This window comes from Alteromonas sp. G4i35, assembly GCF_054960375.1.
In genome coordinates this window covers 133,860-159,526 of the sequence record NZ_JBHNZD010000006.1, presented here as the reverse complement: position 1 = coordinate 159,526, position 25,667 = coordinate 133,860, and the positions used below count along the sequence as shown (strand labels likewise).

22 protein-coding genes and 1 tRNA gene are annotated in these 25,667 nt (G+C 45.5%); 17 read left to right on the top strand and 6 right to left on the bottom strand.

All coding sequences use genetic code 11. The features are described 5' to 3' along the window. Positions 1–44: 44 nt before the first annotated feature. Positions 45–1,994 carry an alpha-amylase family glycosyl hydrolase gene (locus ACFI6L_RS05305; RefSeq protein ID WP_462573559.1) on the bottom strand — a complete coding sequence of 650 codons (1,950 nt, stop codon included), beginning with the start codon at positions 1,992–1,994 and terminating at the stop codon, positions 45–47. A gap of 279 nt (positions 1,995–2,273) precedes the next feature. Between ACFI6L_RS05305 and ACFI6L_RS05300 the strand changes: the two genes are divergently transcribed. After that, complete coding sequence (locus ACFI6L_RS05300) at positions 2,274–3,491, top strand: MFS transporter (RefSeq protein ID WP_014980533.1); 1,218 nt, start codon at positions 2,274–2,276, stop codon at positions 3,489–3,491. 125 nt (positions 3,492–3,616) lie between these two features. Then, entirely contained in the window at positions 3,617–4,435 is an 819-nt protein-coding gene (locus ACFI6L_RS05295) for a mechanosensitive ion channel family protein (RefSeq protein WP_014977631.1), read from the top strand. Positions 4,436–4,513: 78 nt separating this feature from the next. On the opposite strand, the gene gloA2 is transcribed toward ACFI6L_RS05295, so the two are convergent. Both gloA2 and ACFI6L_RS05285 read right to left on the bottom strand, forming a co-directional pair. Beyond that, on the bottom strand, positions 4,514–4,897 hold the full coding sequence (gene gloA2 / locus ACFI6L_RS05290) for an SMU1112c/YaeR family gloxylase I-like metalloprotein (protein WP_014951056.1): 384 nt from the start codon (positions 4,895–4,897) through the stop codon (positions 4,514–4,516). 23 nt (positions 4,898–4,920) lie between these two features. Further along, a complete protein-coding gene (locus ACFI6L_RS05285) occupies positions 4,921–5,871 on the bottom strand; it encodes an aldo/keto reductase (protein ID WP_061486714.1) in 951 nt (316 codons plus the stop codon). Positions 5,872–6,126: 255 nt separating this feature from the next. On the opposite strand from ACFI6L_RS05285, the gene ACFI6L_RS05280 reads away from it, so the two are divergent. From ACFI6L_RS05280 to ACFI6L_RS05260, 5 genes are all read left to right on the top strand, one after another. Further along, positions 6,127–6,669: a lipocalin family protein gene (locus ACFI6L_RS05280; protein ID WP_462573558.1), complete on the top strand. Its 543-nt coding sequence runs from the start codon at positions 6,127–6,129 to the stop codon at positions 6,667–6,669. 98 nt (positions 6,670–6,767) lie between these two features. Continuing rightward, positions 6,768–7,814 (top strand): dihydroorotase, encoded by a 1,047-nt coding sequence (gene pyrC, locus ACFI6L_RS05275; protein WP_342324373.1) that lies wholly within the window; start codon positions 6,768–6,770, stop codon positions 7,812–7,814. Beyond that, a complete protein-coding gene (locus ACFI6L_RS05270; RefSeq protein ID WP_342324375.1) occupies positions 7,784–9,094 on the top strand; it encodes a substrate-binding periplasmic protein in 1,311 nt (436 codons plus the stop codon). The genes pyrC and ACFI6L_RS05270 overlap by 31 nt, the downstream gene beginning before the upstream one ends. Next, entirely contained in the window at positions 9,094–10,473 is a 1,380-nt protein-coding gene (gene dbpA, locus ACFI6L_RS05265; RefSeq protein ID WP_462573557.1) for an ATP-dependent RNA helicase DbpA, read from the top strand. Before ACFI6L_RS05270 ends, dbpA begins: the two co-directional genes overlap by 1 nt. A gap of 48 nt (positions 10,474–10,521) precedes the next feature. Continuing rightward, the gene (locus ACFI6L_RS05260) at positions 10,522–10,920 is read left to right on the top strand and encodes an ACT domain-containing protein (protein WP_462573556.1); all 399 of its coding nucleotides are present in this window, start codon (positions 10,522–10,524) and stop codon (positions 10,918–10,920) included. 2 nt (positions 10,921–10,922) lie between these two features. On the opposite strand, the gene ACFI6L_RS05255 is transcribed toward ACFI6L_RS05260, so the two are convergent. Together ACFI6L_RS05255 and ACFI6L_RS05250 are read right to left on the bottom strand one after the other, a co-directional pair. Then, positions 10,923–11,609 carry a lysoplasmalogenase gene (locus tag ACFI6L_RS05255; protein ID WP_462573555.1) on the bottom strand — a complete coding sequence of 229 codons (687 nt, stop codon included), beginning with the start codon at positions 11,607–11,609 and terminating at the stop codon, positions 10,923–10,925. 122 nt (positions 11,610–11,731) lie between these two features. Further along, a complete protein-coding gene (locus tag ACFI6L_RS05250; protein ID WP_069945095.1) occupies positions 11,732–13,798 on the bottom strand; it encodes a M13 family metallopeptidase in 2,067 nt (688 codons plus the stop codon). Positions 13,799–14,049: 251 nt separating this feature from the next. On the opposite strand from ACFI6L_RS05250, the gene ACFI6L_RS05245 reads away from it, so the two are divergent. The 5 genes from ACFI6L_RS05245 (at position 14,050) to nusG (ending at position 18,006) form a co-directional block, all read left to right on the top strand. Further along, complete coding sequence (locus tag ACFI6L_RS05245) at positions 14,050–14,673, top strand: RraA family protein (protein ID WP_462573554.1); 624 nt, start codon at positions 14,050–14,052, stop codon at positions 14,671–14,673. Between the two features lie 232 nt (positions 14,674–14,905). After that, on the top strand, positions 14,906–16,747 hold the full coding sequence (locus tag ACFI6L_RS05240; RefSeq protein WP_462573553.1) for an ABC transporter ATP-binding protein: 1,842 nt from the start codon (positions 14,906–14,908) through the stop codon (positions 16,745–16,747). Between the two features lie 167 nt (positions 16,748–16,914). After that, a tRNA-Trp gene (locus ACFI6L_RS05235) sits at positions 16,915–16,991 on the top strand. Positions 16,992–17,072: 81 nt separating this feature from the next. After that, on the top strand, positions 17,073–17,450 hold the full coding sequence (gene secE, locus ACFI6L_RS05230) for a preprotein translocase subunit SecE (RefSeq protein ID WP_014951045.1): 378 nt from the start codon (positions 17,073–17,075) through the stop codon (positions 17,448–17,450). A gap of 4 nt (positions 17,451–17,454) precedes the next feature. Continuing rightward, positions 17,455–18,006 carry a transcription termination/antitermination protein NusG gene (gene nusG, locus ACFI6L_RS05225; protein ID WP_014951044.1) on the top strand — a complete coding sequence of 184 codons (552 nt, stop codon included), beginning with the start codon at positions 17,455–17,457 and terminating at the stop codon, positions 18,004–18,006. 345 nt (positions 18,007–18,351) lie between these two features. Here the strand turns inward: nusG and ACFI6L_RS05220 are convergent, their stop codons facing one another. Beyond that, on the bottom strand, positions 18,352–18,654 hold the full coding sequence (locus tag ACFI6L_RS05220; protein ID WP_061096048.1) for a hypothetical protein: 303 nt from the start codon (positions 18,652–18,654) through the stop codon (positions 18,352–18,354). 244 nt (positions 18,655–18,898) lie between these two features. Between ACFI6L_RS05220 and rplK the strand changes: the two genes are divergently transcribed. From rplK to rpoB, 5 genes are all read left to right on the top strand, one after another. Beyond that, complete coding sequence (rplK, locus tag ACFI6L_RS05215) at positions 18,899–19,327, top strand: 50S ribosomal protein L11 (protein ID WP_014951043.1); 429 nt, start codon at positions 18,899–18,901, stop codon at positions 19,325–19,327. 4 nt (positions 19,328–19,331) lie between these two features. Further along, entirely contained in the window at positions 19,332–20,027 is a 696-nt protein-coding gene (gene rplA / locus ACFI6L_RS05210; RefSeq protein WP_014980521.1) for a 50S ribosomal protein L1, read from the top strand. Between the two features lie 306 nt (positions 20,028–20,333). Continuing rightward, the gene (rplJ, locus tag ACFI6L_RS05205) at positions 20,334–20,852 is read left to right on the top strand and encodes a 50S ribosomal protein L10 (protein ID WP_014951041.1); all 519 of its coding nucleotides are present in this window, start codon (positions 20,334–20,336) and stop codon (positions 20,850–20,852) included. A 57-nt stretch (positions 20,853–20,909) separates the two neighbouring features. Then, positions 20,910–21,287 (top strand): 50S ribosomal protein L7/L12, encoded by a 378-nt coding sequence (rplL, locus tag ACFI6L_RS05200; protein WP_015068303.1) that lies wholly within the window; start codon positions 20,910–20,912, stop codon positions 21,285–21,287. Positions 21,288–21,612: 325 nt separating this feature from the next. Next, positions 21,613–25,641 (top strand): DNA-directed RNA polymerase subunit beta, encoded by a 4,029-nt coding sequence (gene rpoB / locus ACFI6L_RS05195; protein ID WP_462573552.1) that lies wholly within the window; start codon positions 21,613–21,615, stop codon positions 25,639–25,641. Positions 25,642–25,667: the final 26 nt, after the last annotated feature.

Here is a 25,667-nt window from a genome sequence, read left to right as displayed (position 1 = left end):
ACTTTTCAAACAGCAATTAGCAAGATATGACGAAAGCTCGAGCTCTAATCAGTAAGAAGCCACATTTGTTGAAAAGGCTCAAGCAATAGTGGTGATGCATTCATTTCGAAAGTTTCATCAGTTAACAAATCTCGGCCTGATGCGCCCTTTAGTGTTGCCAAAAGGCTACGCTGAATGGTCTGAGGGTGCTCACTGAAGTTACATATCACAAGCAGCTTGTGACCCTGTGTATTTTCCCGAAGAAAAGCAAAGCAATGATGGTTATCGGCATCTAAAATTTGGGTGCTAGACTGCCCGAAAATCGCATTCTGCTTTCTAATTGCTATCATTTTCCGCAATCCGTTAAACACGCGAAGGCTCGCAGTCTCTGTAGGGTTGGCAGGAGACGTGTTTCCTAGCGCCAATTCCGTATCTGCGCGGGTAACAGCAATTCGGTTTACCCATCTGTCGTCGTGCTTTTTGGTGTCATCAAATCGATAGCTGTAGTCATTAAGCTTGCCTACTTCATCACTTGAGTAAAGTAGCGGAATACCTCCAATGCTAAAGGTGATACCATAAAGCAGCATCATTCGTTTCACAGCGTCATCAATGCCTTTTGAATCGTTGGATTTAAGTGCGCCTTCTAGCCCACATAAAGAGGCCAGTGAACCACACACACGACAATCGCCGTTAGAAGGGTTTTCAGCAAACGGCACGCCGTTGGCAAAACTTCCTTCAAAACGACCGGTATAAAATTGATTAAGAAAATGGCGGTGATCGAATGCGTTAATACCCAGTTCGTTGGCTACCGCGTCGTCGAAGGTCCATCCGATATCGTCGTGGCATCGCACGTAGTTCACCCATGTGCAGTTCTCAGAAATAGAGAAGCTCTTTTTCATTGAGCGCGTAAGCAAACGGGTTTTACGCGTGGCTAACGAATTCCACAGCAGTGCCATTAGCAAAGGATTGTAGGATAGCTGACACTCATCTTTGTCGATGTACTTAAGTACTTCGTCAGGGTGCACGATGGCTTCTGACTTAAAGACCACGGCAGGCGCTACAATTTGTAAGCAACAGTTGAACGCTTGTATAAGTACGTGGGCCTTTTCCTGATTTTCGCAGTTAGTACCAAGCTCTTTCCAAATAAAGGCCAACGCATCTAAACGCAGTGCAGCGCTACCTATATTGGCCAGAAACAACATTTCAGACGTGATAGCGTTAAACACCTCAGGATTACTGTAGTTTAAATCCCATTGAAAGCTGTTAAATGTCGTCCATACCCATTTTTCTATCTGTTCATTAAAGGTAAAGCTACCTCTTCTTACCTGGGGAAATATTTCTCTTAAAGTATGTTCGTACTGATCGGGAATGGTTCTGTCATCGAAAAGGTAGTAGTAGTCTTGAAACTGCTTCTCACCTGCCAGTGCAGCTTTCGCCCAAGCGTGCTCGTCAGAGGTATGATTGAACACAAAGTCGAGAACAAGATTTATTCCCTCTTTCTGAAGTGCTGAAGCAAGCTTTACTAGGTCTTTAACTGTGCCTAGCGTTGGATTAACCTTGCGATAATCCGACACAGCATATCCTCCATCGCTATCCCCTTTGGGCGCATCGTATAAAGGCATTAAGTGCACATAGGTAACGCCTAAAGACTTAAAGTAGGGAATTTTGTCATGCAAGTCATTCAAAGTGGGGCCCATCAGGTCAACATAGCAGGCCATGCCGACTTGCTGTTCATCGCGATACCAAAGCGGGTTTTTTAACCTTTCATTATCAAGCTTTTTGAGGGCTGGTTTACGGTTTTTTAAACCGTCTCTTAATATTTCAACCAGTTTTTGTAAATGAAAGTAGCAGTCATACTGGTGCCCATAAACGTAGGTATATTTGTCAAAAAGACGAGGAAAATGTTCCTTCAAGCGACGCGTAAAAGTTGTTGCATCTTTCTTACTTAGGCCAGATAAATCGGTTGATGCCAAGATTCGGTCTAAACATACACCACTGTCAGCAGCATAGCTCATAGAAAACTCCAAAGTGCGACGCTTAGGTGCGTCATACAACCTATCCTAATTAACGGGTTTACAGGCTTTTTAAATTCTGTTAACTTTTATCTTAAACGATTAAGCTCATTTATCAAGTTTATTACATCGTTATTTTTGACCTACTGAATGCGTGCAATGATCAACGTGTTTTTGTGAAGTTTAGAAGGGCTGAACAAGGCCTTTCATACCGTGCTTGTGAGACAGACTATGCCCAATCATGATCCTAGTAGCAGAATTATCAGATGGCTAACCTACCTAATGTTTATGATGTTTGCGATGACGTCAGACTCGGTAGGCGAGATAATCAAAGAAGTGAAAGTGGCGTTCTCTGTCACCAATGCTCAAGCAAGCTTAATGCATTCACTCCCCATGTTAGGTATTGCCTTATCGGGTCTTTTCCTAGGTTTTTTGGCTGATAAGTTAGGCCGCAAGCCTACCATTATCATTGGTTTAGCGTTGTTTGGCCTTGCATGCTACAGCTTTTTAATTGCTAACGACTTTGTGTTGATTGTTAGTTTAATGAGCTTATCTGGCGTTGCCGTGGGCATCTTTAAAACAGGTGCGCTGGCGCTCATCGGTGATATTTCAACATCGACCAAACAGCACACAGCTACTATGAATGGGGCAGAAGCCTTCTTTGGCGTTGGCGCAATTATCGGGCCTCTTATTGTCGCTTATCTCATTCATCAAGGCGTTGCATGGCAGTGGCTTTATGTAATCGCCGGTGGTGTTTGTACGCTACTTATAATCGGTGCTTTGCTGGTGAAATACCCCGCTTACACTCGCGATACAGCCTCAGGTGAAAAGAAAGTATCGATAGCGCAGAGCTTAAGTTTAGTGAAAAACCCCTATGCTTTAGGATTTTCAGTAGGCGCGTTTTTATATGTCGCCGCAGAAAGCGCCATTTATGTGTGGATGCCGAGTTATTTAGTGTGCGACGCGACTACGCTTAAAGCGACCTATGATTGTTATACTGAAGGCTTCTCTCAGACCCTTGCAATATACTCGGTAACGGCATTCTTTATCCTTCGTGCTGCAGGGCGTTTCGTAGGCATCTGGATGATGTCTCACTTCAACTGGGCATTGGTTCTTATGGTGTTCACTGGTGCTATTGTACTGTGTTTCGGTCTTGGTCTGTGGGGCGGAAAACAGCTTGCGTTGTTTCTATTCCCGCTAACGGGCATTTTTATGTCAGTAATTTATCCTACCTTTAACTCAAAAGGCATAAGCTGTTTCCCAAAACATCAACACGGAAGCGTAGCCGGAGTAATCTTGTTCTTCACCGCAGCAGGTGCGGCTGCAGGGCCTTTCATCATGGGCCTGGTGAGCGACGCCAACGGTGGCGACGCCAAGTATGGCTTTATGGTAGCCACGGGTTTTGCTGCCGTGCTCTTTGTTGGCTTGGTGTATAACTACATTAAGAACCCTACCAAAGAACGTTTAGCGGAAATTGAGGCAAGCGAATACGCCAACTAAATGCAATGCTCGCTCTTTATTCCTTAAAACCGTAACGTGCCGGGCTTGCTCTCGGCACTGGTTTTTCCTCACGTTGTTGTTTAAGCTTCGGTTATTCCTATCAGTTTCTAGTCTAATCACGTTCCATGGATGAGTTAAAACAAGCGCAAGCCCTTTACGACACTCTTGTAGAATTTGCAGTGACCTACAGTTTCCAAATTGTAGGCGCCATCATTATTTTTCTGCTTGGCTGGTGGGTGGCCAATAAAATAGGCCACATGGTTGAAAACCTGATGGTCAGCAGAAATATCGATATTACGCTGAGCCGCTTTACCGGCGGTGCCAGCAAGCTAGTGGTATTGGGTATCGTAATAATTATAGCATTAGGTAATGTGGGCATTAGCGTAACCCCACTTATAGCCGCCGTAGGTGCTGTAGGTTTAGGTGCAGGTTTAGCTATTCAAGGTATGTTGGCCAATTATGCCGCTGGCTTTACCATAATTATTACCCGTCCTTTCGTTGTTGGCGACACTATCCGCGTGCGTGGTGTTGCAGGGGTGGTCGATCAAGTCATGTTGCCCTATACCATTCTTATTGACGAAGACAATGTTCACATCCAAATACCCAACAAACTGATAGTCGGTGAAATCTTGCATAATTCTGCAGAGAACATGTTGATTGAACTTGAAATTGGCGTTGCCTATTCCAGTAAGGTCGATGAGGTAATCGATGTGATTCGCAAGGCTGTTGAAACGGTAGATGGAGTCAGCGAAGAAAAGTCACCCGCCATTGGTGTAGATAATTTTGGCGACAGCAGTATTAACTTTGGTATTCGGGTTTGGGCGCCAGCTGTAAGGCATTTCGAAGTGCGCTATGCACTAAACCAAGCCATTTTTAATGCTCTTCAGCAGCATGATATTGAAATACCATTCCCGCAGCGGGAAGTCAGGATGCTCGACCAATAAAAGTTTGTATCGCTATTGATAAAAATGCCGAATAAGAGACCCCTTATTCGGCATTTTTCTATTACGGCTACGCGATTTTTAGATTTCGTATAGCTCTAGAGGTAAACCGTCAGGATCTTGGAAAAATGTAAAGCGTTTGCCGGTGTATTCATCGGTTCTCACTGGCTCGCATTCAACTCGCTTATTCGTTAGGTGGTTAATCATTTCATCAAGGTTGTCCACCTTGAACGCTAAGTGCCTAAGTCCTTGCGCTTCTGGGCGCGACGGTCTTTGCGGTGCCCCCGGAAACGAAAAAAGCTCAATCTGACTGCCATCAGGTAACGCGAGGTCACATTTGTAAGAGTCTCTGGCTTCACGGTAGTTTTCATCAATAATCGAGAAGCCCAACACGTCCGTGTAAAACGTCTTTGAGCGAGGGTAGTCACTACAAATGATAGCAACGTGGTGAAAGCCTTTCAGCATCTTAATTTCCTTAATATTTATGCTTACGGCATCTCTTGACCGCGAGCAGCCTCAAATAACTTGTACCAGTGCTCTCGACTTAAATGAACATCTTCAGCCTTTTGGCTTGCTTTAATTCTGTCAATATTGGTACTGCCCAAAACGGGCGCAATGTTGGCAGGATGTCGCATCAACCAGGCCAAAACAATCGCTTCAGGCGTAGTTTGATATTCACCTGCAAGTTGAGCCACTAAGTCTGCTGTTGCACGGTCATTACTATTTTCAACTTTTGCACCTGTGTATCTACCTTGTGCCAAGCTTCCCCATGCCTGAAGTTGCACGTTGTTCATCATGCAGTATTCAAGTGTGCCGGGCGCATAACCTGTATCGCGATTAGCAGCACTGTTGGTAGTAATGCCGTCTTCTAACCAGTCTCTAAAGCCAAGGCTCATTTCAAGTTGGTTGGCAACAATAGGTGTGGAAAGTGCAGACTGCAGGTAATTAATTTGGTGACCATGCATGTTTGAAACGCCAACATGCTTTATTTTACCTTGCTGCTGAAGCAGCTTCAGTGTACCGGCGACTTCGTCTAGCTCCATAAGTGGATCTGGACGATGCAGCAGCAGTATATCAAGCTGTTCTATTCCTAATCTAGAGAGAATGCCTTCAACCGACGTGTGAATGTGATTTGCTGAAAAGTCGTAACGCTTTGGTCCTAAATCATCCTCAAATCGTATTGCACATTTAGATTGGATAATCATTTTGTCTTTTAATTCGGGCGCTTGCTTGAGCGCTTCACCAAAAACCGTTTCGGCTTTGCCGAACGTATAAATATCAGCATGATCAAACACATTAATATCTAAACTCAGTACAGTATCGATGATGCTTCTTGCTTGGCTTATATCGGCTTTGGTTGCCGGTTTGTCGTTCCAACCGCCACCTAAGCCCATGCATCCATATATTAGGCGGCTTGCGTGTGGAAAGTGTGCATTCATGTCATTTTCTCCCTGTTTGAGAATATCGAGTGGGCAGGGCCTGTATTAGCTCAAGGCTTGTTTTAAAAGCACTGTAATATGGTCCAAGCGATAAGAAAAGTCTGATTAGGCGAGCGTATTTTTACTGTCGACCGTTAGCCTAGCTTGAAGGTTTATGGTGTTGCAGCACCGATAAAGATCATTTTTGCGATGTAGGCGTGTATTTAAATCAATCAGTGGGCTTTTTAAAAGCTGAGTTCAAGGAAAAGAGGGCATATGTTTAAGCAGTTAGTTTCAATGATTATGGCGGGTATGGTGTGTGTGGGCTTGTCTGGCTGTACTGGCGTACCTGACAAGGTAGTGCCGGTTGAAGGCTTTGAGCTTCCTCGTTATTTAGGGAAGTGGTATGAAATAGCGCGCTTTGACCATAGCTTCGAAGAAGGATTAAGCGAAGTTACGGCAACCTATAGCATGCGCGATGACGGAGGGGTCAAGGTAATTAATCGCGGTTTTTCAGTAGAAGAAAATGGATGGGATGAAGCCGAGGGCAAAGCGTATTTTGTAGAGTCTGAAACGACAGGGCATCTGAAAGTATCGTTCTTTGGCCCATTTTACGCCAGCTATGTAATTATGGAGCTAGATAAAGAAGGTTATCAATATGCTTTGATAACAGGCCCAGATAAAGACTACCTTTGGATTTTAGCGCGAACATCTTCTATTTCAGATGAAGTTCGCACCCGTTTACTAGAAAAAGCGACATCGGCTGGGTACGACGTTAGCAAGCTTATTTGGGTAGAGCACGGCGAAGAGAATTCATAGCCACTTTCGAGCGAGTTGTTCTGCGCGCAAAATGGGAATTGTGCTATTATTGCGCGCATCTTCCCCTCTGTTTGAATAAGTACTAAGAGAGACAAGGCATGCAAACGCTCACCATTACTACGCCAGACGATTGGCACCTTCACTTTCGCGATAACGAAATGCTAGCTGAAACAGTGCCTGCAACCGCACGTTGTTTCCAGCGCGCTATTGTTATGCCAAACCTTGTACCACCGGTGGTTAATGCTGAAATGGCCATGGCGTACAAAGGGCGAATTGAAGCTGCGCGACCTAAAGGTAGTAGCTTTGAGCCATTAATGACCTTATTCCTTACTAATCAAACTACACCTCAAGACATTATCGATGCAAAACAAGCGGGCGTAACTGCGTGTAAGCTATATCCTGCAGGAGCCACTACTAACTCAGATGCGGCTGTAAAAGGCATTCAGGCTTTATACCCTGTATTTCAAGCCATGCAAGAGCAAGGCTTATTGTTGCTAATTCATGGTGAGGTGACCGAACATCACATTGATATTTTTGACCGTGAAAAAGTGTTCATTGATACCCATTTAGGGCCTATCGTTGACGCATTCCCTAAGCTGAAAGTGGTGTTTGAGCATATTACAACAGCAGATGCCGCAAGCTTCGTAGCGGGCGCCAGCGAATTTGTTGGAGCCACCATTACCCCTCAGCACTTATTGTTAAATCGCAACGATTTACTGGTTGGCGGCGTACGCCCTCATAACTATTGCTTGCCAGTGCTAAAACGCAACACGCATCAAAAAGCGTTACGCGATATGGTGGCAAGCGGCAACAAAAAATTCTTCCTAGGCACCGACTCGGCACCTCATGCCAAGCATAAAAAAGAAAATGCTTGCGGCTGCGCGGGTTGTTATAGCGCATGGTCTGCAATTGAGCTTTATGCTGAAGTGTTCGAGCAGTTAGGAGCAATAGATAAGCTAGAAGGATTTGCTAGCCATTACGGTGCAGATTTTTATGGTTTACCACGAAATACGACTACAATGACATTAGTGAAAGAGTCGTGGACGGTGCCAGAACAAGTAACCCTAGCTGATGGCACCGATATGGTTCCATTTTATGCGGGGCAAAAGTTGCAGTGGAAATTAGAAAAGGCATTTCAAGCGTAGTTTTTGTTGTCATTGTCTGTTTATGTGCCCCGTGGAGTTCATCCACTTGGGCACAAGCATTCTCTTACTCTCACGCCCCCGATTTACCAAGTACCCTATCTCCCTCTGAGAAGCAGAGTATTCAATCTTATTCACTCACAGTGTTTAAAAATGCCTTATCAAAAAATGGCATTGATTTAACGCCTGCTACTGACACCATATCGAATAAAGCTGACGCCCTTATCAATTTGATCAGAGATGAAAATAACGAAGATAGTTATTTTTGGATCACGCCGCTATTTGCCTTTGAATGTGGAAATAATGTTCGATGTACGCCGAATGCGGGCAGTCAGGCAACGACAATAGCAGTGAGCTATATCGCACTGAGCAAAAGTGAAGGTTCTGCCGATTTTGCAGAGCGGTTGAGCGAACTGATTGCTCAATACAAAGGTTCAGACAACTTCACATTGCTTGCTAGCGCTATACGGGATGAACTGAAAGCATCTTTCCCGGCCACAACACTTACTTTTGGAACACTAAGCTTAGCAGGTGAGCTGCATGCTAATACCGACAATCTTTGGGTCATCGCCGACATTGTGCCACTTTTTTCAGAGGTGGGAGAGCGAGGAAAGCTTAAAGGTATTGCTGCAGACTTGGTCAGAGACATATTAGATGAGATGACGCTAAAGCAGAATATCCTTTCCGCGCCATGGGAACGTATTGCAAAGGAAGCAATGACCAAGTCTAACGTATTGGTATTCTCAGTAATTCGCACGAGTGAAAGAGAAAGCGTGTTTCACTGGGTAACGCCGGTATCAAGAAACCTTCATGGACTGTACGGCATCGATAAGCCCTATTTTGAATCCTTTGCCAACGTACCAAAGAACTTTAGGGTTGGTACCTTATTGGAAGACTATCGCTATAACGTTGCAATAGAGCATGGCTTCAAAGTAAAAGCCTATGATTCGTGGCAGGCATTAGTGGATGCACTGATCAACAACGAAATTGATACTATTTTCGGTTCTCAGGGGGCAATTGACTTTGGATGTAACCCAAAACAATTTAAATGTGAGACAATAACCCTATCGAGTAAGTACGACATTTCAACGGCCTACCTAGCACTGTCAAAGAAAGACACCTGTGTTTTGGTTTTAGAGAAGCTCAAGTTAGCGGCGGCCGGTGTGAAAATGAGTGACAAGTTTAATGAGCAGCTTTCTTCCTGGAGTGACATGGTGTCCCAAGAATACGGCATAGCTCATCATACCGAACATGGTGTAGTGCACCTTTGGAACCCAAATTAATGACAGTTGAAACAGTTAAGCATTTAGATATAAACCCAGCCATCGTAAAGGCGCTAGACTCACAAGGCATTTACCAACTCTCCCCTATACAGGCTCAATCACTTCCTGAGGCACTGCAAGGTAAGGATGTCATCGGCCAGGCGCAAACCGGTAGCGGCAAGACTCTGTGCTTTGTGATCCCTGCTTTACAGCACGTTGAAGTGAATGATTTTACCACGCAGGCAATCATACTTTGTCCAACCCGAGAGCTTGCTGATCAAGTGGCTCAACAGTGCCGTACAGCGGCTAAAAACATTGGAAATATTAAAGTAACTACCTTATGCGGTGGACAGCCTATGGGACCGCAAATTCAGTCACTTAAACATAGCCCTCATATTATTGTAGGCACGCCGGGTCGCGTAATGGACCATGTGGAAAAGCGTCGAATTGACTTAAGCAATGTAAAATTGCGTGTCCTCGATGAAGCCGATCGCATGTTAGATATGGGTTTTGAAGACGATTTACGTATTATTTTCGGTCAAACGCCGAAACAGGTGCAAACCCTGTTATTTTCTGCAACCTTTACAGAACAAATTGAGCGCGTAGCTAAGCAGTACCTGCACAACCCGGTAACCTGCAAGGTTGAGGCTCAAGAGAGTAAACCAGCCATCACGCAGTTGGGTTACAACGTACTGCCGCACACGCGTACTCAGGCGCTCAAAGCGGTACTTACCCACTATCAACCTAAAAACGCCATTGTATTTTGTAACCGCAAGACTCAGGTAAATGAAGTGGTTGAGGAGCTTATCGAGGATGGCTTCAGTGCCGCTGGGCTTCAGGGGGACATGGAACAGCATCAACGTACGTCGGTGCTTATGCAGTTTGCCAGCGATGCGCTACAAGTACTTGTTGCTACCGATGTAGCTGCGCGAGGACTGGACATTGACGATGTTGCCTGCGTAATTAATTACACGGTAAGTGAAGAGCCGGAAACTCATATTCACCGCATTGGTCGTACGGCACGTGCGGGCGCTCAGGGCATGGCGGTAACGCTAGTCAGTGATGACGAAGAACACTTTTTGCGAAAAATAGAAGTATTGCAAGAAAGCGATATTCCACTGAAAGGTGCGCAAAGCCTGCGTTTTCATAAAAACAAAATTACTCAGCCTGAATTTACCTGTATTTCACTAAGCGCGGGTAAAAAGGAAAAGCTTCGCCCAGGCGATCTGGTGGGGGCACTTACCAAAGATGCAGGTATTCCTGGCGACGACTTGGGTAAAATTAAAGTTCAGAACAGCATGAGTTTTGTCGCAGTAAAAACGCGAAGCGTGAAAAAAGCCATGGCGCACTTTAGAGAAGGAAAGATCAAAGGAAAACGTATTAGAGCCCGAAAGCTTTAATATGCGCTCTAAAATCTAAGTACTGACGTTATTCAATGGAAGGTGAGTGTGGTCGCTGAAACTGACTTGAGCGTGTTATTGAAAAATCTGAATCCTGTGGCGAGTAGTGAAAATTACGTTTTTACTACCTTGCCTGCTGACAGATTAACTAGTGCGTTAATTTCAGTAGCTAAGGGGATGTTTCAAGAACGCGAGGGCACAACCCTTATTCTTCCGGTTGCCGCAGCCGAGAAAGCTAATCTGCAGTTTGAAGGTTATTACCGCTGTATAACCTGTGAAGTGCATTCTAGTTTGGAAGCGGTAGGCATGACGGCAGCTATGTCCACCGCGCTGGGTGAGGCAGGAATTAGCGCCAACGTGGTGGCCGCTTATTATCACGACCACATTTTTGTGCCAGCTGAAAAAGCCGGTTTGGCGATAGACGTTTTAACTTCGCTGTCTAACTAGGCCTAACCCTTTTCTTCCTGTCTATTCTCTCTTCTCAAAAACGCATCAACAAGCCCCATGGTTAAGCAATATTGAGCTCCATAGTAAGTTGTCATTACCCAAAAGGTAGACAGTGGGAGCGGGGTTTTGAAAACCGACTGAGCGAGAATGGCATCTGATATCACAAAAAGTAACGCACCGGTTACGATTAGCTTGGTTTGAGCTATCCACACCGCGGTTAAGCCCATCAGTGTGATTACGCTAATGTATGCCACTACAGGGTAAAACAACGAACCTGATGCAGGCAGAATATGACCGGCCATCACTGCCGTAAAACTAACAATGGTAAGGCTAATTAGCCATTTCACATTGGGCGAAATAATATCGCTTGAGAGCACTTTGGGTTTGTGGCGATTTAGATTGGCAAAACACGCGGCATAAGATAAGTGCGCGAGAAAAAAGCACGCCAAGCCGGTAATAAAACTATCAGCAAAGGGCAAGGCCAGACTAACATCTCCGGCAAGACTAAAAAGTAACGCCGTCAACACCATGTATCGCGGCATGGCGCTAAGTTTTGTATAGGCGAAAACTGCCAGTACCACAATAGGCAGGGCTTTGGGTAAGAATTGCGCCACGTAGGGGGTAAGCGGCAGCGTCGCCAGGTAAATCAACGCTAAGCTGCTAAAGACAATAGTTGTTCTTACATTCATATTTAGCCTTTTTGAAACTGCTCGGTCATACACTTCAACACGACAAAAAAAGCCCCAGTCTGGTGAAGCAAACATGGGGCTTTAGCTATCGAATTTTATATGCGCTATTCAATGTGCGCGAATTACCAAATTTTTACGCGTTCTTCTGGTGGTAAATACAACGCATCTTCTTCGGTCACGTTAAACGCTTCGTAGAATTCAGGTACGTTGCGAACAGCACCGTTAGTGCGGAACTTCGTAGGTGAATGGGTATCGGTTTGTACTTGGCTGCGCAACGCCTCTTCGCGATATTTGCTTGCCCAAACCTGGCCGTAACCAATGAATACACGCTGGTCGCCAGTGAAACCGTCTAGTTCAGGGGCTTCTTCACCATCAAGAGACAGGTGGTAAGCTTTAAGTGCGATGCTGATGCCGCCAAGGTCGCCGATGTTTTCACCTAGGGTATATTCACCGTTTACGTGCAAGTCAGGCAGAACCTCAAACTGGTTATACTGTTCAATCAAGTTCGCAGTGCGTGCTTCAAACTCGCCGCGATCTTCATCAGTCCACCAGTTTCGCAGAACGCCGTCACCGTCGAAGGTTGACCCTGAATCATCAAAACCATGGCCAATTTCATGACCAATTACCGCGCCAATGCCACCGTAGTTAACCGCGTCTTCGGCGTTCATGTCAAAGAACGGAGGTTGAAGGATAGCCGCAGGGAATACAATTTCGTTTAGCGGTGGGTTGTAGTAAGCATTAACAGTTTGTGGTGTCATGCCCCATTCATGGGTCCACACTGGGCCGCCTTGTTTCTTAAGCATTTCTTCGTACAGCACGTCCGAAGAACGCTTAAGGTTTCCAAACAGGTCACTGGCATTAACTGTCAGCGCTGAATAGTCTCTCCACTGGTCTGGGTAACCAATTTTCACGGTAAACTTAGATAGCTTGTCTAGTGCTTGTGCACGGGTTTCATCTGTCATCCAATCAAGATTTTCGATACTTTCTTTGTAAGCTAACAACAGGTTATTAACCATTTCCATCATGCGATCTTTCGCTTCAGGCGGGAAGTGCTGTTTTACATAAACCTTACCGATCAGCTCGCCTACATGGGCATTTGAAAGGCTTACTGCACGACGCCATTGTGGCTGTTGCTCTTCAACACCGCGAAGCACTTTGCTGTAAAAATTGAAGTTTGCTTCATCAAGCTCGGCATTTAAGCGACTGGCTGAAGCATTTAACAAGCCCCACTTAAGGAACGTTTTCCAATCTTCCAGTGAGGTTTCTGCAATAACGCCATCAATGTTTTGCATGTAGTCTTTTTGCAGGATGCCTAGCGAAGGAATGTCGCTAATGTCTGCTTCAGTAAGATAAGCGTCCCAATCGAACTTAGGCATTAACGCTTTAAGTTCTTCAATTGTCAGCTTGTTATAGTTGGCAGCAAAGTTACGGGCCTGCTCTTTTTTCATATGTAGCTGAGCAATTTTAGTCTCAAGTGCGAACAGCATATCCGCACTTTCTTTAGGCGCGTCGAAACCCGCCAGCTCAAACATGGTTTGAATATGTTTAACGTAGGCATCGCGAATGGTTTGTGATGTTTCGTCGTCCTTGAAGTAGTACTCGCGCTCAGGAAGGCCTAAGCCCGACTGCCACGTGTACATCAAATATTCTTTTGGCGACTTAAGGTCAGGGTATTGAGTTAGGCTGAACGGCGTACCGTAGCCATAGCGAGCAGCATAAGCAAAATATTCAGCAAGGTCGGTGTAGTCTTCAATGGCATCAATCTTAGTTAACTCAGGCTTTAGCGGTGTCATACCAAGTTCGTTGCGGGTTTCCATGTCCATATAGGCACGGTAAAAATCACCGACTTTTTGCTCGTCGCTGCCCGCTTTAAAGTCGCCTTCGGCAGACGATTTTATAATATCCATAACGTGATCTTGTGCTTCATCGCGAAGGATCACGAAAGAACCGTAGCTCGATTTATCTGCCGGTATTTCAAAATTATCAAACCACTTGCCGTTTACGTAGCGGAAAAAGTCATCACCCGGGTCAACAGACAGATCCATATTTTCTTTAATGACACCTGAAGAAAGCTGTTGCTGAGCCTCTTCGGTAGCCGCGCTCTGTGTCTGTTGTTCTGTGGATGAATTTTGTGGGCTACAAGCCGTGAGGGCCAGTGCCACGCTTAAGCTTAAAACGCTACGTAACATGTCGAGTTTTCCTTTTCATTTTATTGGGCAACATTTGGGCTTGCCGCTTATTGTTTTAGTGCGTTGCGAAACCTGTGCATCCCTTCTAAAGAATGGTGTGGCGTATTGCGTGCACGCTTTTTACTAATTTTTAGCATGGCGGGGGGGATAGAAAAAGTGTTTATAGTGAAAATACACAGCTTGTAACAACTTGTAGGACTAATTTCGCTATAGTGTTTTTTCTCACACACTACAACATTCAAGGAACGGCGATGGACTTACATAACACCCCTTTCGATAGCGTATCACCCTGTGAGTACGCCGATGCGCTGCCAAGAGAGCAGTTCATGCACTATGCGATAAAACCGTTGTGGGAAGGCATGCCACGCATTGCGGGTCCAGCATTTACCGTTAAGTGTGAGCCGGGTGACCATCTTATGCTGCATGCGGCGATATATCGCGCAAGCCCCGGTGATATTATTGTTGTGGAAGCCGATGATAAATTCGCTGTTGCGGGCGGTAACGTCTGCGCGATAGCCCAGTCTCGCGGCATAAAAGGTTTCGTGATTGATGGTGTTATACGAGATCTTGCAGAAACCCGTGACAACAAATTTCCGGTATTTGCCAGGGGCGTTATACCCAAGCCAGGAGCCAAAAAGTGTATAGCCCCGTTAAATGAGCCTATTTCCTGTGCAGGTGTAACGGTTCACGCCGGAGATATCATTGTTGCAGACGAAGAGGGCATTGCAGTAATTCCAAGAGATGAGGCGCTAGCAGCCTATGACATTGCTCAAAAACGTGCCCAGAAAGACGGCTCTATGTCACTTGAACAATGGCAGGCTGAACATGTTGAAAAAGTAGAAAGCATACTCGCTAAATTAGGCTTTGCAGAGTGAAGGCTGACAGGAAATTAGCTTAGTGTTGAGTTGTTTTATGTGAGCTCTTCTCCAAATAATAATTTTCGCCAAGTATCAGCCTGTGCCAAATATTAGCTAATGTTAAACGAGCTTTGCGGCAAAAAAACACCGCAAAGTTCAACACACTTTCAGTTATCGTGTAGAATTGTGACCTAAGCATTTTGGGGCATACGTAAACGTGCTCTGTCACTGAATAACTAACGAGTTCTACATGTTTTCATTTTTTGAAAAGCTGACCCAGCCTTTCCCTGACACGCCGCCTACCCAACCACCAACAGGTATCGTTGCATTTTGTAAGTACTACACAAAAGGCATGTGGGGCGTAATCCTTACTGTTTCCGTGCTAAGTGCCATTGTTGCCATGTTAGAAGTGGCGCTGTTTGGCTTTTTAGGGCAGTTAGTTGACTGGTTCTCTGATCAAAACCGAGCCACGTTTTTAGCGGATCAAAAATTTACCCTCATTGGCATGGGTTTAACCGTTCTCGTTTTTATTCCATTGTTTATTTTGTTGCGCTCGTTGTTTTCTCGTCAGTCTCTGATGGGGAACTATCCCATGCGCATTAGATGGCAGGCTCACCGCTATTTGCTTGGCCAAAGTTTAACCTTCTTCCACGACGAGTTTGCCGGCCGTGTTGCTACCAAGGTGATGCAGACAGCGCTATCGGTACGAGAAACCGTGACCAAGGTTCTCGATTTGCTGGTGTACATCAGTGTTTATTTTATCTCTATGGTAGTGCTTATTTTCAGCACTGACTGGCGCTTAGCCATGCCGCTTATCGTGTGGTTTTTTGTGTATATCGGTATCTTGAAGGTGCTGGTACCTAAACTAAAAGAAGTCTCGCAAAAGCAAGCCGACGCGCGCTCATTAATGACTGGGCGTATTGTCGATAGCTATACCAATATCACAACGGTGAAGCTGTTTTCACATAGTCGCCGCGAAGCGGATTACGCAAAAGAAAGTATGGATGGTTTTCTTAAGACGGTTTACCCGCAAATGCGTTTGGTTACCGTGTTGGAATTCTGCGTGGAAATGGCTAACGCCATTCTTATTTTCACCATTGGTGCGCTATCTGTGTATTTGTGGATGGAAAACATCGCGAGCCCGGGCGATATCGCCATTGCTATTAGTCTGTGTTTGCGACTAAACGGTATGTCGCACTGGGTTATGTGGGAAGTATCAGGTTTGTTCGAAAACTTAGGCACGGTGCAGGATGGCATGAATACACTAGCGCAGCCTATTGCAGTAAAAGACAAGCCAAAAGCCGATGCGTTAAAGGTAAATGGCGGCGGGATTAATTTCGATAATGTGCATTTTTCCTATTCAGGTGCAGACAACAAACCTATTGATGTGTTCACTAACTTGGATTTAGCCATTAAGCCTGGAGAAAAAGTGGGCTTAGTGGGGCGCTCTGGGGCAGGTAAATCGACCCTGGTTAATTTGCTCATGCGTTTTTACGACACCCAAAGTGGTCGCATTGTCATTGATGGTCAAGATATCACTGAAGTAGGCCAAGAAACCCTTCGCGCCAAAGTCAGCATGGTGACACAAGATACTTCACTGATGCACCGCTCGGTACGCGACAATATCCTTTACGGTCGAACGGATGCGACAGAAGAAGATATGATACGTGCGGCCAAACAGGCCGAAGCGCACGACTTTATTCTTACGCTTACCGATAGTCACGGTAGAACAGGGTACGACGCGCATGTAGGTGAGCGAGGTGTTAAGCTTTCAGGCGGTCAGCGCCAGCGCATTGCTATTGCGCGAGTGTTACTGAAAGACGCGCCTGTATTAGTGCTGGACGAAGCCACATCAGCGCTAGATTCAGAAGTTGAAGCGGCAATTCAAGCCTGTCTGGATAAAGTGATGGAAGGCAAAACCGTGTTGGCTATTGCGCATCGACTGTCGACCATTGCGCAAATGGACAGGTTACTTGTTCTGGATAAGGGCAATATTGTAGAGCAGGGAACCCATACCGAGCTTATTGCGCACAATGGCATATATGCCAAGCTTTGGGCGCACCAAACGGGCGGATTTATAGGCGTTGAATAGGCAAGGCGCGAATTAGCCTTCAATCGCAGATGGGATGGATAAACCGCTTGTATCTTGAAAGTGGTTAAGTATAATACGCGTCCCTCCCTTGCGATACCGCACTTTCCTTAGAAAAGACGCACAACTCACAAGGGCAGTGTAAGTAAATTTTGTCTTATCGACACCACAGGGGTGTAGTTCGAATTGGTAGAACAGCGGTCTCCAAAACCGATGGTTGGGGGTTCGAGTCCCTCCACCCCTGCCAAATTTACTTAAACTAAGAATTTTTAAGTTGCGCATTTTTTAGATGCGTAAAACAACGACGCTGTAGTGCTAGGATCGTAACATGAGCGAAAAGACGGAAAATCAGTCCAATGCATTGGACATGTTTAAATGGGTAGTGGTTTTTGCACTACTTGCCGGTTTAGTAACCGCTAATACAATGTACGGTGAGATCTCGGTACTATACCGTGCCATCGCAATTGTTGTAGTTGTTGGTATAGCTGGTTTCATCGCGGCAACTACCGAAAAAGGTAGCACCTTCTTGAGCTTCGCTAAAGAGTCTCGCACAGAAGTTCGCAAGGTTGTGTGGCCAACTCGCCAAGAGGCGAACCAAACTACACTTATCGTGCTTGCAGCGACGTTAATTATGGCACTAATTTTATGGGGACTAGACGGCATCATCGTTCGTGTAGTTGGCTTTATTACAGGAATAGGAGCATAACCGTATGTCTGAAGAAGAAGCAGTAAAGAAAAGATGGTACGTAGTTCAAGCCTATTCACAATATGAGTCTCGCGTTAAGAAGACCCTGCTTGAATACATCAAGATGCACAACATGGAAGACTACTTCGGTCAGGTACTAGTACCAACAGAAGAAGTAGTAGAAATGCGTGCTGGTCAAAAGCGTAAGTCTGAGCGTAAGTTCTACCCAGGTTATGTATTGGTAGAAATGGCGATGACTGAAGAGTCATGGCACTTAGTGAAAAGCGTACCTCGCGTACTTGGTTTTATCGGCGGCACATCTGACCGTCCTATGCCCATCACGCAGAAAGAAGCTGACGCTATCTTAAATCGTCTTGAAGAAAACGTTGATAAGCCAAGACCAAAGACGCTGTTCGAGCCAGGCGAAGTTATTCGCGTTATCGATGGCCCATTTGCAGACTTCAACGGTGTGGTAGAAGAAGTAGACTACGAAAAGAGCCGCGTAAAAGTATCGGTGCTTATCTTCGGTCGTTCTACTCCAGTAGACTTAGAATTTGGTCAGGTAGAAAAAGGCTAAGCCTATTCAAGCTACCGTATAGTATTTTTAAAAAGCCCCGTTTGACGGGGCTTTTTTGTATCTAGATAACGATAAAAGTAGAGCGGTGAACATTTATAAAAATTTGCATGTTACTACAACGTAGCATCCTCTTGACCTAAATAAGCCAGAAATAACAGCTAATAAGCGAAAGAAACATAAACATAAACTGCAATATTGTTGCGGTTTTTTCAGAGACTTTATCGCTCTTTGTAAAAGAGTCCCAAAATCTGACACCCAGCGCACGTTTTAAGATTAGATTCATTCCACAAATTACCATGACCCAAATGAACACCGTTCCGATATCTACCATTTTAAATTTGACCTTCACTCATCTGTTGTTTCTAAGCCCTCTAGATCCGACGCCAAATTTGCTATAGCGCCCGAAACTAACCCACCACCTACGGATGTTGCGAGAGAGCTGAAACCTTTAACCGGACTTAAAGCGCCTGCACCCATTCCGGCAAGTGTTCCTGTAGCGATGGTACTGAACGATGCGTTACGCCCGCCACCAATAATTGCCCCGTAGAAACCACCTATGCCACCGGCTATTGCGCCTAAAGCATTGGCCCAAAGTGCACCAGAAACATTTGAGATCTCATGATTGTTTAATTCTGTAGGTTTTTCCATTGTTTGATTATCCTTTCAAAATAAATGATGGGCTTCACACAGTGTGCGTAAAGCCAACATAACTCTGATTCACTTTGCCTATGAAAAATACTGACCTTTCGATGGTTTTTTATTCTAAATAGCCCTTGCATAGTAATTAATCACCTTATATAATGCGCGCCCTTTTAAACGGAAACGGGAAGCCGATTGAGCAAATAATCTCTGTATTTGCGAGGCGTTAGACCCAAACAAGAGAGCATGTAAAATGGCTAAAAAAGTAAGCGGTATTATCAAGCTTCAGGTTGCAGCAGGCGCTGCTAACCCAAGTCCACCAGTTGGTCCTGCACTAGGTCAACACGGTGTAAACATCATGGAATTCTGTAAGGCTTTCAACGCGAAAACAGAAAGCCTTGAGAAAGGCGCTCCAGTACCAGTAGAAATTACTGTATACGAAGATCGCTCTTTCACATTCGAAACTAAGACTCCTCCTGCGTCTTACCTGCTTAAGAAAGCAGCGGGCATCAAGAGTGGTTCTGGCCGTCCTAACACTGAAAAAGTGGGTAAAGTTACTCGCGCTCAGTTGGAAGAGATTGCTAAAACTAAAGAGCCAGACCTTACTGCAGCTGATCTAGATGCAGCGGTACGCACTATCGCGGGTTCTGCTCGCTCAATGGGCTTGAACGTAGAGGACTAATCGAATGGCTAAATTAACTAAACGCGCTCGCGTAATCCGCGACAAAGTTGACTCTACTAAAGAGTACGAAATCAACGAAGCAGTAGCGCTTCTTAAAGAACTAGCAACAGCTAAGTTCGCAGAAAGCGTAGACGTATCTGTTAACCTTGGTATCGATGCGAAGAAATCTGACCAAAACGTTCGTGGTGCAACTGTACTACCTAACGGTACTGGTAAAGACGTTCGCGTTGCAGTATTCACTCAAGGTGCAAATGCTGAAGCAGCTAAAGAAGCTGGTGCAGACATCGTTGGTATGGACGACTTAGCTGAGCAAGTTAAGAAAGGCGAAATGAACTTTGACGTAGTAGTTGCTAGCCCAGACGCGATGCGTGTTGTTGGTCAACTAGGTCAAATCTTAGGTCCACGCGGCCTTATGCCTAACCCAAAAACTGGCACTGTAACGCCTGACGTTGCAACGGCAGTTAAGAACGCTAAAGCTGGTCAGGTACGCTACCGTAACGATAAGAACGGTATCATCCACGCTAGCATCGGTAAAATTGCGTTCGAAGCGAACCAAATTCAAGAAAACCTTGAAGCGCTACTTGAAGCATTGAAGAAAGCTAAGCCTTCTTCTGCGAAAGGTACATACATCAAGAAGATCAGCCTAAGCACTACAATGGGTGCTGGTGTTGCTCTTGATAAGGCTTCTGTAGGTCTTTAATTTCGCTGAGCTTAGGCTCATCGAAATCTCTTAAAGGTTATGGGTTGGAGCTGTGACAATTAGCAGTGCTAATAAGCAGCTCCCGTCCTAGACCGCAGGTGCGGTGTGGTGAAAGAGGTAAGAGAACTTTCACAGTCAACACACTGCTTAATACAACAACCTGCGCAGACGGTGGTTTGACTCAGACTCTCTGGGGTAACAAACACCGTAGAGCGGTATCAACCATGAGGGTTGGTATCAATCTGTGAACCCTGACGGCGTAAGCGGGTAACCGTAAACAATGTCAGATACAAAGAGGTGAACTCAGTGGCACTAGGTTTAGCAGCAAAAAAAGAGATCGTAGCAGAAGTTTCTGAAGTTGCGTCTCGCGCTCTATCCGTAGCCGTTGCTGAATACCGTGGGATGGAAGTTGCAGAACTGACTGACCTACGTGTTAAAGCTCGTGAGCAAGGCGTATACCTAAAGGTTGTACGTAATACTCTTGCAAAGCGTGCTCTAGCAGACAGTCAATTTGCAGACTTAGACAGCGCCTTAACTGGTCCGCTTATCTATGGTTTCTCTATCGACGCACCAGGCGGTGCGGCACGTCTTTTCAAAGACTTCGGTAAGACTAACGATAAGCTAAAAGTTACAGCACTATCTATTGGTAGCGGTCTTCTTGGTCCAGAGAAATTGGACGCAGTTGCAGCACTACCTACCCGCGATGAAGCGCTTGCGAAACTACTTGCAACCTTCAAAGCACCAGTTGGGAAATTCGTTCAAACAATCAACGAAGTTCCTGGCAAGTTTGTGCGCGTATTGGCGGCGGTCAAAGACACCAAGTAATTGGCGTTTTTGGCATATTGATTTTTTTAACATTTTATACCCAGGAGTTTAGAGAACATGGCTCTAACTAAAGAAGATATCTTAAACGCAATCGCTGAAATGCCAGTAATGGAACTGGTTGAACTAATCGAAGCGGCTGAAGAAAAATTCAACGTATCTGCTGCAGCTGCTGTTGCTGTTGCTGGTCCAGCTGCTGGCGGTGACGCTGCTGCTGCAGAAGAAAAGACTGAATTCGACGTTGTAATGACTTCATTCGGTGGCAACAAAGTTGCAGTTATCAAAGCAGTTCGCGGCGCGACTGGCCTAGGTCTTAAAGAAGCTAAAGAAGTAGTTGAGTCTGCTCCTAAAGCTATCAAAGAAGGCGTAAGCAAAGATGAAGCTGAAGCACTTAAGAAAGAGCTTGAAGAAGCTGGTGCAGAAGTAGAAATCAAGTAATCTGACATAGTCAGATTATTGCCTGAGACGGCAAGGCTGGTGGTTTTTTAAACCACCAGCCTTTTTGCGCTGTATAGTGTGTAGAATCTAACCCTTGGTTACACTACTTAAAGCGCCATTCGGAAATACCCATAAAAAGCATAAAAATCCAACAAGTTAACTAATAATTGGTTAAATTTTGTTGTATGCTGGTGTATCTGCCCGAAAAAGGGTTGTGGAAGTTTGTTGCTTAGTGCGCCATTTGAAACGTAGCTTTTAGCCCATAGCACGCGTTTTAAAGCATTTTGCAGCAGGTTGGGTCATAAATCAGCAGGCTGAGGAACCCATGGTTTACTCTTATAGCGAAAAGAAACGTATCCGTAAGGATTTTGGCAAACGCCCACAGGTATTGGAAATTCCATACCTTCTTTCAATTCAGCTTGATTCTTTCAAAAAGTTTATTGAGATCGATGCAGATGCTCAATACGGTTTGGAAGCAGCATTTCGTTCCGTTTTTCCAATTAAAAGCTACTCAGGTAGTTCAGAGCTTCAGTATGTAAGCTACCGCCTGGGAGAGCCCGTTTTCGACGTTAAAGAATGTCAAATTCGCGGCGTAACTTTCTCTGCTCCGTTAAGAGTAAAACTACGGTTAGTGTTGTTCGATAAAGACGCTGCGCCAGGTACCGTAAAAGATATTAAAGAACAAGAAGTGTACATGGGCGAGATCCCATTGATGACTGAGAACGGTACGTTCGTTATCAATGGTACAGAGCGTGTTATCGTGTCACAGCTACACCGTTCACCTGGTGTATTCTTTGATCACGACAAAGGTAAAACCCACTCGTCAGGTAAAGTGCTTTATAACGCACGTGTAATTCCTTACCGTGGTTCGTGGTTAGACTTCGAGTTTGACCCGAAAGATAACCTATTCGTACGTATCGACCGTCGTCGTAAGTTGCCTGCAACGATTATCTTACGCGCACTTGAAATGACGTCTGAAGAAATCCTAGATACTTTCTTCGACAAAGTAAGCGTACGTATCGACAAAGACAAACTAATGATGGAAGTGGTTCCAGATCGCCTACGTGGTGAGACGGCTGCTTTTGACATCATTGACGGTGAAGGCAACGTTGTTGTTGAAACGGGTCGTCGTATTTCTGCGCGCCACACGCGTGCACTAGAAAAAGCCGGTCTTACAGAACTTGAAGTTCCAGCCGATTACCTAATTGGCCGTGTTTACGCAGCTACTTATGTAAACGAAGACACAGGCGAAGTGATTGTAAGCGCGAACGACGAACTAACCCTTGAAAACCTAGCGGCACTTAGCCAAGCGGGCATCAAAGAGTTCGAAACGCTTTACATCAACGAGCTAGATCACGGTTCATACATTTCAGATACGCTACGTATCGATTCTTCAACTAACCGCCTTGAAGCACTAGTTGAAATCTACCGTATGATGCGTCCTGGTGAGCCACCAACGAAAGATGCAGCTGAAACCTTGTTCGATAACTTGTTCTTCTCTGATGAACGTTACGACCTATCTTCTGTTGGCCGCATGAAGTTCAACCGCCGTCTTGGCCGTGAAGAACTTATTGGTGCTGGTACACTAGATAAAGAAGACATTATTTCTGTAATGAAGCAGCTAATAATGATTCGTGACGGTAAAGACGAAGTAGATGACATCGATCACCTAGGTAACCGTCGTATCCGTTCTGTAGGTGAAATGGCAGAAAACCAATTCCGCGTTGGTCTTGTACGTGTTGAGCGTGCAGTTAAAGAGCGTCTAAGCTTAGGCGACCTAGACAACGTGATGCCACAAGATCTTATTAACGCTAAGCCTATCTCGGCTGCGGTTAAAGAGTTCTTCGGTTCATCTCAGCTTTCTCAGTTCATGGACCAAAACAACCCGCTATCAGAAGTAACGCATAAGCGTCGTATTTCTGCATTAGGCCCGGGTGGTCTTACACGTGAACGTGCAGGCTTCGAAGTTCGAGACGTACACCCGACTCACTACGGTCGTCTATGTCCAATCGAAACGCCGGAAGGCCCGAACATCGGTCTAATTAACTCATTGGCAAGCTTCGCGCGTACCAATGACTTCGGTTTCCTAGAAACGCCGTTCCGTCGCATTGTAGACGGTGTCGTAACAGACGAAATCGATTACTTATCTGCAATTGAAGAAGGTCAATTCGCAATCGCTCAGGCAAACATCGCGTTGACTGAAGCTGGCGAGTTGGTTGACGACCTAATTCCATGTCGTCACCGCGGTGAAACTACCTTGATGCCGAAAGAAGACATCAAGTACATGGACGTTTCACCTCAGCAAATCGTTTCAATTGCTGCAAGCATTATCCCATTCCTAGAGCACGATGATGCGAACCGTGCACTTATGGGTGCGAACATGCAACGTCAGGCAGTACCTACACTACGCGCTGATAAGCCGCTAGTTGGTACCGGTATGGAAAGAACTATCGCGGTTGACTCAGGTGTTACTGTAGTTGCTAAGCGCGGTGGTGTGGTTGATTACGTAGATGCCAGCCGTATCGTTATTAAAGTAGACGAAGATGAAATGCTTCCAGGTGAAGCAGGTATCGATATCTACAACCTGACTAAGTACACTCGTTCTAACCAAAACACGTGTATCAATCAGAAGCCTACTTGTAGTGTTGGCGACCCGATTGTTGCAGGCGACGTGCTAGCTGATGGTCCTTCAACAGACCTAGGTGACCTTGCACTTGGTCAGAACATGCGTATCGCGTTCATGCCGTGGAATGGTTACAACTTTGAGGATTCAATCCTTATTTCTGAGCGTGTAGCGCAGGAAGACCGTTTTACTACTATCCACATTCAAGAGCTTAGCTGTATCGCTCGTGATACTAAGCTTGGGCCAGAAGAAATTTCTTCTGATATCCCGAACGTGGGTGAATCTGCACTAAGCAAGCTTGATGAGTCAGGTGTTGTTTACATTGGTGCGGAAGTGAAAGGCGGTGACATCCTTGTAGGTAAAGTAACGCCTAAAGGTGAAACGCAGCTTACGCCAGAAGAAAAACTACTACGTGCAATCTTCGGTGAGAAAGCGTCTGACGTTAAAGATACGTCTCTACGTGTACCTAACTCTGTTCACGGTACGGTAATCGACGTTCAAGTATTTACCCGTGACGGTGTAGAGAAAGACAAGCGTGCGCTAGAAATTGAAGATATGCAGCTACGTCAGGTTAAGAAAGACCTTACTGACGAGTTCGAAATTCTTGCAGACGGTATCTTTGCACGTGCACAAACTGCACTTCTACGTGCTGGTGTTGACCAAGCTAAGCTTGACAGCCTGCCGCGTGAAAAGTGGTTTGAAATCGCACTTAACAGTGAAGATGCACAGCTAGAGCTAGACCAAATCGCTGATCAGCATGCTGAAATCAAACTTGATTTCGATAAGAAGTTTGAAGGTAAGCGTCGCAAGATCACTCAAGGCGATGACCTAGCCCCTGGCGTGCTTAAGATCGTTAAGGTTTACCTTGCGGTTAAGCGTCACATCCAACCGGGTGATAAAATGGCCGGTCGTCACGGTAACAAAGGTGTTATCTCGACTATCCAGCCTGTAGAAGACATGCCATACGATGCTAACGGTACGCCGGTAGATATCGTTCTTAACCCACTAGGTGTACCGTCTCGTATGAACATCGGTCAGATCCTAGAAACGCACTTGGGTATGGCTGCACACGGTCTTGGTGTGAAGATTGATCGCATGATTAAAGAGCAGCGTGAGCTGGCTGAACTACGTGAGTTCTTGAAGAAGGTGTACGAGCTTGGTGAGAATCACCAAGAAGTTGACATCGATAGCTTCACAGACCACGAAGTACGTCGTCTAGCTGAAAACCTTCGTAAGGGTGTTCCAGTAGCAACGCCTGTATTCGACGGTGCACGTGAATCTGAAATCAAAGAAATGCTGAAGCTTGCTGATATTCCAGAAAGCGGTCAGATTTCATTGTTCGACGGTCGTACCGGTCGCGAGTTTGAGCGTCCAGTTACGGTTGGTTACATGTACATGCTGAAACTGAACCACTTAGTAGACGACAAAATGCACGCGCGTTCTACTGGTTCTTACAGCCTTGTTACACAGCAGCCTCTTGGTGGTAAAGCACAGTTCGGTGGTCAGCGCTTCGGTGAGATGGAAGTGTGGGCACTTGAAGCATACGGTGCAGCATATACCCTTCAGGAAATGCTTACTGTTAAGTCAGACGACGTTAACGGCCGTACCAAGATGTACAAGAACATCGTCGATGGCGACCACAGAATGGAACCTGGCATGCCAGAGTCATTCAACGTACTACTTAAAGAAATTCGCTCGTTGGGTATCAACATCGAGCTTGAAGAAAAGTAATACGGCGTTAGCCACGTAATGTTATG